At 67.8% G+C, this 3,052-nt stretch carries 3 protein-coding genes; 2 read left to right on the plus strand and 1 reads right to left on the minus strand.

Annotated features, from left to right (window positions below; all coding sequences use genetic code 11):
- On the plus strand, positions 1-370 hold a 370-nt coding region (locus GEV07_30870), incomplete at its 5' end, for an ABC transporter permease subunit (GenBank protein ID MQA06911.1).
- On the plus strand, positions 367-1,863 hold the full coding sequence (locus tag GEV07_30875; protein MQA06912.1) for a sulfatase-like hydrolase/transferase: 1,497 nt from the start codon (positions 367-369) through the stop codon (positions 1,861-1,863). The genes GEV07_30870 and GEV07_30875, both read left to right, overlap by 4 nt.
- Positions 1,864-1,872: 9 nt before the next feature.
- Here GEV07_30875 and GEV07_30880 read toward each other — a convergent pair.
- A partial coding sequence (locus tag GEV07_30880; GenBank protein MQA06913.1) for an extracellular solute-binding protein occupies positions 1,873-3,052 on the minus strand: 1,180 nt, incomplete at its 5' end.

Here is a 3,052-nt window from a genome sequence, read left to right on the forward strand (position 1 = left end):
CCTCCTCTTCATGGGCTACTTCGCGGCGGTGCCGAAAGAGCTGGAGGAGTCCGCAATCCTCGACGGCGCCGGTCACATAAGGATGTACTGGCAGATCATGCTGCCGCTGGCGAAGCCGGTGATCGGCACGGTGGCCATCTTCAACTTCATCGGCACCTGGAACTCGTTCCTCATCCCGCTCGTACTCACCCTGACCAGACCGGAGCTGCGCACCCTGGGCGTCGGCATCTACTCGTTCTCCGGCGAGTTCGGCACCGACTGGACGGGACTCGCCGCAGGCTCGGTCATCACCATCGTGCCGATCATCGTGGTGTTCCTCTGGCTGCAGCGCTACTTCATCGAGGGTCTCGCCGGGTCGGTGAAGGGATGACGGCAACCAACATCCTGCTGATCATGGCCGACCAGTTCAGGTACGACGCGATCGGTGCACACGGCAACCCGGCGATCCGCACGCCCGGTCTGGACCGGCTGGTCGACTCCGGCACGACGTTCAGCCGCGCGTACACCGAGTCGCCGGTCTGCGTCCCCGCCAGGGCCTGCCTGCTCACCGGCCGGCTGCCGCACCAGACGGGCGTCGTCGACAACCACACGCCGCTGGCCGCGGGCACCGCCACGTTCGCACGCGACCTCACGGCGGCCGGCTACCTCACCCAGGCGATCGGCAAGATGCACTTCGAGCCCGTACGCGCCGACCACGGCTTCACCGACATGGCGCTGTCGGAGGAGATCCCCGCACGGCTCGCCGACGACGACTACCTGAGCGAGCTGGTCGACGCCGGCTACGGCCACGTGCTCGAACCGCACGACGTGCGGCACGAGCTCTACTACTCACCACAGCCGTCGCAGCTGCCCGAGCAGCTCACCACGACGGCGTGGACGGGACGCAAGACAGTCGAGTTCATCGGTGCGCGCGCCGCGGAACCTGAGCAGCCCTGGTTCTGCTTCACGTCGTTCATCAAGCCGCACCCGCCGTTCGACCCGCCGTCGCCGTGGTACCTCGACTACGACCCGCTCGACATGCCCGACCCGGTGCGGTCGGCGGCCGAGCTCGAACAGGCCGACTACCACCACGCGGCACAGCATCGGGTGAAGTGGACCAGGCCCGACGAGTCGCTCGATCGGATCCGCACCATGCGGGCGTACTACTACGCATGCGTATCGTTCGTCGACGCACAGATCAACGCGATCCTCGACGAGCTCGACCGCCACGGCATGCGCGAGAACACCCTCGTCGTCTTCACCGCCGACCACGGCGAATACCTCGGCGACCACTGGGCGTTCGGCAAGCGTGGCTTCCACGACGCGGCCGCGCGCATCCCGCTCGTCCTCTCACAGCCAGGCAGCGTTCCCTGCGGCCGGACCACAGACGCCCTCGTCGGGCTCACCGACGTCGCACCCACCTGCCTCGCAGCGGCCGGGCTCCGCGACACCGCCGTGGCCGCCGACGGCACCGACCTCGCACCGCTGGCCCGCGGCGAGGTGAGCCGGCTCCGCGACCTGCACTACGGGCAGTACCAGGAGAACGAGCAGGGCCTCTACTTCGTGACCGACGGCACGTACAAGTACGTCTACAGCGCCGCGAGCCACCGCGAACAGCTGTTCCTCGTCGGATCGGCGCACGACGACACCGTCGACCTGGCCGCCGACCCTGCGCACGCGACCGCGCTCGCGAGGCTGCGTGCGGCGATCGTCGAGCGCTACTGGGCGGACGGCTACCTGGCGCCGCTCGACGGCTCGGCGTGGCGGCACTGGCCACCACCGCCGCTGCCGCACCCGCCCGACGACCGGGACGCCGCGGGCCGCGGCCGCCAGTACCCCCACTGGTCGACGGTCGGGCCGCACCGCCGCGGTGGCGTGCAGTGACGCGCGGCGTCAGCTCCAGGTGGGAACCGTGACGCCCTCGGGCGCGTAGTTCTCCAACGGGTCCCAGTCGGGGAACTTGAACGTGTCGGCGCTGACCTTCTTGTCGTCGTCCTCCGCCTTCTTGATCACCTCGGCGATGGTCTTGTCGTTCTGCTCGTCGTACGCCGCGGCCTTCGCCTCGTAGTCGTAGCTGGTCGGTTTGCTCAGCGCCTCAGCGAACATCTCCACCACGGTCGGCGTCGGCGCCTTCGACTGCATCTCCGCCTGCACGGCGGCAGCGTCGATCGACTTCATCGTCGCGTTCGGTGCGAAGCGCATGGTGTCCTTCTTCACCTCGAGCATGCGCTTGTCCCACTTGTCGGTGAACTCCTCGAACTCCGCCAGCGGGAACGCCGGCGGGTTGCGCTTGGAGATCTTGTACCAGGCCAGCACGTGCTCGGGTGTGCCCATGAGGTCGAGCAGCTTCCAGGCCTGCTTCTTCTTCTTCGACTTCGCGCTGATGTGCCAGTACGGCAGGAAGACGAACGCCTTCGTCTGGTACCCCTTCCTGCCGTCGTCCGGCACCGGCACCGGGTCGATGGACAGCGGAAGATCCTTGCGCAGCCTGAGGATCTCCCGGTAGTGCCAGTTCGAGCCGATAGCCATCGCGACCCGCTCCTGCGCGAGTGCCTTCCAGAACGCCGGGTCCAGCTGTGCCTGCTCCCCCTCCCAGCCACGGATCAGTGAGTCGTTCTTGCTCATCCGCTGCAGCAGCTTGGCGAGGCTGACCATCTGCTCCGACGCCGCCTCGGAGCGGCCGGTCTTCAGGTTGATCGCCGTGCCGCCCTGCTTGATGTCGCCGCCGCTGGCCATCAGGTCGGGGCCGGCGGTCGCCTGCATGGCGGCGAGCATGTAGTGCACGACCGGGTAGAAGCCGCGCACCTTGCCCTTGGAGTCCGTGGAGATCTTCGCCCCCGCATCCTCGAACTCCGACCAGGTCTTCGGCGGCCCGTCGATGCCGTACTTGTCCAGCAGCTCGACGTTGGTCAACAGGGGGAAGATCGCACCGTTCGAGCCGAACGGAGTGGCGTAGAGCTCGTCGCCGACGTGCAGCCCACTGATCCCCGGCTCGAACGAGTTCTTCGGCCACCTGCTCATGAAGTCGTCGGTCACGTACTCCTGCAGCGACGCCTCCCAGCCACGCACGTAC

This window comes from Streptosporangiales bacterium, assembly GCA_009379825.1.
Lineage (GTDB): Bacteria > Actinomycetota > Actinomycetes > Streptosporangiales > WHST01 > WHST01.